This window comes from Amycolatopsis sp. SID8362, from assembly GCF_010550475.1.
GTDB lineage: Bacteria > Actinomycetota > Actinomycetes > Mycobacteriales > Pseudonocardiaceae > Amycolatopsis > Amycolatopsis eburnea.
Map to the genome: position 1 here is coordinate 1 of NZ_JAAGNB010001168.1, position 6,998 is coordinate 6,998.

Here is a 6,998-nt window from a genome sequence, read left to right on the forward strand (position 1 = left end):
GCTCGACCCGGGCGCCCAGACGGGCAGCGACGCGTCGATGCCGATGTCCGACGGCGGCGGGCTGGGCGCGACCCCGGTCGACGCCGGCGCGCACCAGGCCGCGGCGAGCGGCTCGTCCGGCATGAGCGGGATGAGCGGAATGGGCGGGATGATGGGTGGCATGGGCGGTGCCCCGGGCGGCGGTGGCGGCGGCGACCAGCAGCGCGGCCCCAGCCAGTACCGCATCGAGGGCGGCGTGTTCGAAACGAGCGGCGCGAAGGGCCGGATCAGCGGCTCGCTCGACGACGAGGGTGACCGTTCGATCCGGTACGACCGGTGACGAGGGCTGAGGAGGGCCGATGAGCAGCGCCGAAGACCGGTACCGCGCGGCGATCTCGACGATGGAAGCCGCGGCGCGGGAGCAGGACGAGCAGCGGGGGCTGCGCGAACGCCACGTCGCCGAGGCCACCGCGGAGGCGCGCGAAGGGCTGAAGCGGGAGATGGGTGCCGCGCAGAAGTACGCCGAGCACATGGACGAGCTCAACAAGCGCAAGCAGAGCGCGGGTGGCTGGGCGACGGAGAAGACGCTGGCCGACAAGTCCCGCGAGTCGCTGATGGAGTTCGGCGTCCAGGACGAAGAGGCGGACACGGGCTACACGGCGTACCCGACGCCGAGCTACGGAACGCCGGTGCCGGCGCCCGCCGCGGCCGCACCGCGTCCCGAGCCGGTCCCGGAACCGCCGGCCCCGGCCGCACCGGAGCCGCCGCGGCGGGGCAGGCACGCCCGCCAGCCGGACGACGAAGACGATTTCTCCAGCACCAGCTGGCTGGTGTGAGAAGGGCCCGGCTCCGGCCGGGCCCTTTCCGCGTCAGTGGGCGGGTTCTTCCTCGCGCTCGATGGGGGCGCGCTTGACGTCCGCCTCGAGCAGCGGCCGGTACTTGTCGGTGCCGGTCAGGTGCGTCAGGAAGAAGGCGGTGAACAGCGCCCGGGTCAGCTGCTGCGTCCCCCGGTGCGGCTTGCCGTGCATGATCAGCTGCGACCAGTGCCTGCCCTCGGTGACGCCGAGGTGCGACGCCTTGCCGAGCAGCCGCAGCTGCACGTCGTCGCCACCCCAGCCGTTCGCGATGGCCTCGGCGTGCCCGACGGCCGGCGCGACCAGGTCTCCGTCCGCGGCGAGGTGCAGCCCGGGCACGGTGATGGCCTGCGCGGCCTCGTGCGCCGGCGGCAGCGTCTGCGCCGCGGTGATGGTCGCGACCGCGCGAATCCGCGGGCGCTCGGCCTGGGCATCCTGCGCCGCGGCGAGTACGGCGGCGCCACCCCCGGTCGAATGCCCGGCAAGCCCGAGCTTGGCGGGGTCAACGCTGATCCCATCCGGCCCGAGCCGAACGGTGGTGACAACGTCAAGGGTGGTCAGCAGATCGGCGGCAAGCAGCCGATGCGACGGCAGCGGCCCCTTCTGCGTAGCAGGCGCGGCGGCGACGATCCCCCAGCTGGCAAGGTGCTGCAACAACTGCCGGTACCGGTGAGGCGGCTGCAGCCACCCATGCCCAAAGGCCACAGCAGGCAGCCCAAGCCCGGCCCGCGGCGTGAACACCACACCGGGCATCCCCACCAGGGCAAGATCACCCCGCAGGACCTCGTGCGGACCCGGATGCGTCAACTCCGCGAGCAGCTGCTTGGGCTTGCTGGCCATAGCCGAAACCCTACTGTGCGAAGCCACAGGAGGCGCGCCCGCCGCCCCGGCGCGCGAGACCACAGCAGGACAGCAACCGAACCCAGACCCCCCGCAACCCCGATCCGAAGCCAGAACACGGACGGCGGCACCGGGTCAAGGCACGCTTTCCCGCCTTGACGCGGTGCCGCCGTCCGTAGTCACAATCAAGCTTCGGGGTGGCGGGGGAACCACGCATTGGTCCGAACCACCGCGTCACCTGTCCTCCCAGCTCAAACCCACTTTCCACACCCCATCCACCCGCCAAACATCCCTCGTTAGGCTGATGCGCGTGTGTGGAATCGTGGGATACGTCGGGCACCGCCCGGCTCTGGACGTCGTCCTCGGCGGGCTCCGTCGCATGGAGTACCGCGGTTACGACTCAGCCGGGGTCGCGGTCCTCGACGGAGCCGGTGCGCTGACCGTCGAGCGCAAGGCGGGCCGCCTCGCCAACCTGGAAGCCGAGCTCGACGCGGTCGGCCGGGACAACTTCACCGGGACCGCCGGCATGGGCCACACCCGCTGGGCCACCCACGGCGCGCCGGTGGACCGCAACTCGCACCCACACCGGGACACGACCCAGCGCGTCGCGATCGTGCACAACGGCATCATCGAGAACTTCGCCACCCTGCGCGCCGAGCTGGAAGCCGACGGCGTCGAGATGGCCAGCGACACCGACAGCGAGACCGCCGCCCACCTCGTCGCCCGCGCCTACGCCGAAGGCGACACCAAGGGTGACCTCGCCGCGAGCGTCGCCGCCGTCTGCCGCCGCCTGGAAGGCGCCTTCACGCTGGTCGTGACGCACGCCGACGAGCCGGACACGATCGTGGCCGCCCGCCGGTCGTCGCCGCTGGTCGTCGGCGTGGGCGACGGTGAGCACTTCGTAGCCTCCGACGTCGCCGCCTTCATCGAGCACACCCGCGAGGCCGTCGAACTGGGCCAGGACCAGCTCGTCGTCATCACCCGCGAGGGCTACGACGTCCTGGACTTCCACGGCGACGCCGCCCAGGCCAAGCCGTTCACCGTGGACTGGGACCTCTCCGCCGCCGAAAAGGGCGGCCACGAGTACTTCATGCTCAAGGAGATCGAGGAGCAGCCCGAGGCACTGGCCAACACGCTGCGCGGCCACTTCGAGTCCGGCCGCATCATCCTCGACGAGCAGCGCATCTCCGACCAGGACCTCCGCGACGTCGACAAGGTCTTCGTCGTCGCCTGCGGCTCGGCCTACCACTCGGGCCTGGTCGCGAAGTACGCCATCGAGCACTGGACGCGGCTGCCGGTCGAGGTCGAGCTGGCGAGCGAGTTCCGCTACCGCGACCCGGTGCTGGACCGCGACACGCTGGTCGTCGCCGTGTCCCAGTCCGGCGAGACGGCGGACACGCTCGAAGCCGTCCGGCACGCGCGTGAGCAGAAGGCGCGCGTCCTGGCCGTCTGCAACACCAACGGCGCGCAGATCCCGCGCGAGTCCGACGCCGTCCTCTACACCCACGCCGGCCCCGAGATCGGCGTCGCGTCGACCAAGGCGTTCCTCGCCCAGATCGCGGCGAACTACCTCGTCGGCCTGGCGCTGGCGCAGGCCCGCGGCACCAAGTACCCGGACGAGGTCGCCCGCGAGTTCGCCGAGCTGGAGGCCATGCCCGCGGCCGTCCAGAAGGTACTGTCCACTGTGGACCAGGTGCGCGACCTCGGCCGCCGGATCGCCGACTCGAAGGCGGTGCTGTTCCTCGGTCGCCACGTCGGCTTCCCGGTCGCCCTCGAAGGCGCGCTGAAGCTCAAGGAACTCGCGTACATGCACGCCGAGGGCTTCGCGGCCGGCGAGCTGAAGCACGGCCCGATCGCGCTGATCGAAGACGGCCTGCCGGTCGTCGTCGTGATGCCGTCGCCCAAGGGCCGCGCGGTGCTGCACTCGAAGCTCGTGTCGAACATCAGCGAGATCCAGGCGCGCGGCGCCCGCACGATCGTGATCGCCGAAGAGGGCGACGAGACCGTCCGGCCGTTCGCCGACGAGCTGATCGAGGTCCCCGCGGTGCCGACGCTGCTGCAGCCGCTGGTGTCCACGGTGCCGCTGCAGGTGCTGGCCGCGGAGATCGCCCGCGCCCGCGGGTACGACGTCGACAAGCCGCGTAACCTGGCGAAGTCCGTCACAGTCGAGTAGTCGCGGGAGGCCCCGCCGTGCAGGGAATCTGGACCACGGAACGGATTCGCGAGGCGGAGGGGCGGGCGTTCGCCGTCACGCCGGACGGCGAGCTGATGCGGCGGGCGTCCTTCGGGCTCGCGGTGCACATCGCGGACTTCCTGGAAGACCACACCGGCGGGGTTTCCGGCCGCCGGGTCGTGCTGCTCGTCGGCTCCGGCGACAACGGCGGTGACGCGCTCTGGGCCGGAGCCTTCCTGCGTCGCCGCGGGGTCGCCGTGACGGCCATCCTGCTCAAGCCCGAGAAGGCCCACGCCAAGGGACTGGCGGCGCTGCGCCGATCCGGTGGCCGCGCGGTGCCTGTCGACGAGGGTCCACAGTGGATCGCCAAGGCCGACGTCGTCATAGACGGGATCGTCGGGATCTCCGGCAAAGGGGGACTGCGGCCGGACGCCGCGCTGCTCGTCGAGCTGGTCGAGGCGCCGATCGTCGCGGTCGACCTGCCCAGCGGCGTCGACCCGGACACCGGCGCGGTCGACGGCCCCGCGGTGAAGGCGGCCAAGACCGTCACCTTCGGCGCGCTCAAGCCGGTGCACGCGCTCGCGCCCGCCCACTGCGGCGAGGTCGTGCTGGTCGACATCGGCCTCGAACTGAGCGACCCGGACCTGCGGCGGCTCGACATCGCCGACATCGCCGCGGCCTGGCCGATCCCCGGCCCGGACGACGACAAGTACAGCCAGGGCGTGGTCGGCGTCGCGGCGGGTTCGGCGACGTACCCGGGCGCGGCGGTGCTGGCCGCGGGCTCGGCCGTCCGCGCGACGTCGGGCATGGTCCGCTACGCCGGTCACGCCGCCGACGTCGTCCGGTCGCAGTGGCCGGAGATCATCGCGACGGGCACGGTCGCCGACGCCGGCCGCGTCCAGGCGTGGGCGGTCGGCCCGGGCATCGGCACCGGCTCCGAAGGCCGTGACGTGCTGCGGTACGTGCTCGGCCAGGGCGTGCCGGTCTGCGCGGACGCCGACGCGACGACGATCATCGCGAAGTCCCCGGACGTCCTCGACGCCCGCGACCCGGACACGCCTCTCGTGCTGACCCCGCACGCGGGCGAGTACGAGCGCCTGATGGGCCGCAAGCCGGGCGCGGACCGCGTCACGGCCGCGCGTGAGGCCGCGAAGAAGTACGACGCGGTCGTGCTGCTGAAGGGGCACGTCACGGTGGTCGCGGCCCCGGACGGCCGGGTCGCGCTGAACAAGCCGCACGGCGCCTGGCTGGCGACAGCGGGCTCCGGCGACGTGCTTTCGGGCCTGGTGGGTTCGCTCCTCGCGGCCGGCCTGGACCCCTGGCTGGCCGCGGCCGCCGCGGCCCACGTCCACTCGCTGGCGGGCGCGATCGCGGCCCAGAACGCCCCGACGTCGGCATCAGGCCTGGTCCACGCCATCCCAGAAGCCATCCGCGCGATCCGCTCCCTCACGCCCTGAACGTCACTTTCTCTACGAAAGTGATCCGGAGTTCCCGCTCCGGGGGCACTTTCGGGTGAAAGTGGTCCCGGGGTCGTGCGAAGAGATATCGAGTTCTCTGTTAACTCCGGGCTCCAAATCTGGTAAGAATGCCGTGTGAGCGGCGGCACAGCACCCGGAGACCGGAAGACCCGGCCGTCCGACGCTGCCGTCGAGCAGCGGCGGCAGGAGATCCTCGACCACGTCATCGAGCAGGGCGAAGCGCGGATCGACGACCTGACCGCGCGCTTCAAGGTCAGCCTGATGACGATGCACCGCGACCTCGACGACCTGGCCGAACGCCGGCTCCTGCGCAAGCTCCGCGGCAAGGTCGAGGCCTACCCGGCGCTCACCGTCGAGTCCGCCGCCCGCTTCGGCGACACCCTCCACCGCGGTGAGAAGGACGCACTCGGCGAGGCCGCCGCGCGGCACGTCCACCCCGGCCAGACCGTCTTCGTCGACGACTCCACCACCCTCCTCCCGCTGGTCACGCGGCTCGCGGAGATCGACAGCCTGACCGTCGTCACCAACTCCCTGCGGGCCGCGCGCGTGCTCGGCGACGGCGGCGCCGACGTCGTGCTCGCCGGTGGCCGTTACTCCCGCGAGTACGACTCCTGCGCCGGCCCCGAGGTGCTCGGCCTGCTCGACTCGATCCGCGCCGACGTCTCCTTCGTCTCGGTCACCGCGGTCGCCGTCGGGCGGCTCTTCCACCCGGACCGCGACTACGCCGAGCTCAAGAAGGCCGCGCTCAAGGTCGCGAACCACAACGTCCTGGTCGTCGACCACTCGAAGTTCGGCCGCACCGCCACCTACGCGCACGGCGACGTCGGCGACTACGACCTGTTGATCACCGGCGAAGCCACGCCGACCGAGGAGATCGAGGCCGCGCTCAACGCCGGCACCGCGATCGAGATCGTCGAACACGTCGCAGAGGGGCAGCCCTATGACAGCTGAGCTGGTCGCCGGCATCGACTCGTCCACGCAGTCGACCAAGGTCGTCGTGTGCGACGCCGCCACCGGTGAGATCGTCCGCACCGGCCGCGCGCCGCACCCCGAGGGCACCGAGGTCGACCCCGCCGCCTGGTGGGACGCCTTCGGCGAGGCCACGAACGGCCTGCTCGACGACGTCAAGGCCATCGGCGTCGGCGGGCAGCAGCACGGCATGGTCACCCTCGACGAGGACGGCGAGGTCGTCCGGCCCGCGCTGCTGTGGAACGACACCCGCTCCGCGCAGTCGGCCCTCGACCTCATCGACGAGCTCGGCGGCCCGTCGGTCTGGGCGAAGTCCGTCGGCTCGGTGCCGGTCGCCAGCTTCACCGTGACGAAGCTGCGCTGGCTGGCGGACAACGAGCCCGAGCTGGCCGACCGCGTCGCGCGCGTGCTGCTCCCGCACGACTGGCTGACCTGGAAGCTCACCGGCGGCGACCCGGTCACCGACCGCGGCGACGCGTCCGGCACCGGCTACTTCTCGCCGTCCGACAACGCGTACCGCCTCGACGTCCTGAGCCACGCCTTCGGCGGCCGGACGCCGGAGCTGCCCACCGTGCTCGGCCCGGCCCAGGCCGCCGGCCACACCGCGGACGGCGTGCTCGTCTCGGCGGGCACGGGCGACAACATGGCCGCCGCGCTCGGGCTGGAGCTGCGGGCCGGCGACGTCGTCGTCTCGCTCGGCACCAG

At 72.3% G+C, this 6,998-nt stretch carries 6 protein-coding genes and 1 pseudogene; 6 read left to right on the forward strand and 1 reads right to left on the reverse strand.

Annotation, left to right across the window (positions count from 1 at the left end; translation table 11 throughout):
- Both G3I65_RS36580 and G3I65_RS36585 read left to right on the forward strand, forming a co-directional pair.
- Positions 1-319 (forward strand): annotated as a pseudogene (locus tag G3I65_RS36580) (hypothetical protein); the annotation flags it as partial.
- Positions 320-338: 19 nt separating this feature from the next.
- A complete protein-coding gene (locus G3I65_RS36585; RefSeq protein ID WP_160700152.1) occupies positions 339-815 on the forward strand; it encodes a hypothetical protein in 477 nt (158 codons plus the stop codon).
- Positions 816-848: 33 nt separating this feature from the next.
- Here G3I65_RS36585 and G3I65_RS36590 read toward each other — a convergent pair whose 3' ends face one another.
- Positions 849-1,673, reverse strand: coding sequence for an alpha/beta hydrolase (locus G3I65_RS36590; RefSeq protein ID WP_160700153.1), 825 nt, complete (start codon positions 1,671-1,673; stop codon positions 849-851).
- 310 nt (positions 1,674-1,983) lie between these two features.
- Here G3I65_RS36590 and glmS point away from each other — a divergent pair, with 310 nt between their 5' ends.
- From glmS to G3I65_RS36610, 4 genes are all read left to right on the forward strand, one after another.
- Positions 1,984-3,846, forward strand: a complete 1,863-nt coding sequence (gene glmS, locus G3I65_RS36595) for a glutamine--fructose-6-phosphate transaminase (isomerizing) (protein ID WP_160700154.1) — start codon at positions 1,984-1,986, stop codon at positions 3,844-3,846.
- A gap of 17 nt (positions 3,847-3,863) precedes the next feature.
- Positions 3,864-5,303: an NAD(P)H-hydrate dehydratase gene (locus G3I65_RS36600; protein WP_160700155.1), complete on the forward strand. Its 1,440-nt coding sequence runs from the start codon at positions 3,864-3,866 to the stop codon at positions 5,301-5,303.
- Positions 5,304-5,438: 135 nt separating this feature from the next.
- Positions 5,439-6,275, forward strand: a complete 837-nt coding sequence (locus tag G3I65_RS36605) for a DeoR/GlpR family DNA-binding transcription regulator (protein WP_160700156.1) — start codon at positions 5,439-5,441, stop codon at positions 6,273-6,275.
- Positions 6,265-6,998: FGGY family carbohydrate kinase (locus tag G3I65_RS36610; protein WP_240924602.1), on the forward strand; the 734-nt coding region annotated here is incomplete at its 3' end. The genes G3I65_RS36605 and G3I65_RS36610, both read left to right, overlap by 11 nt.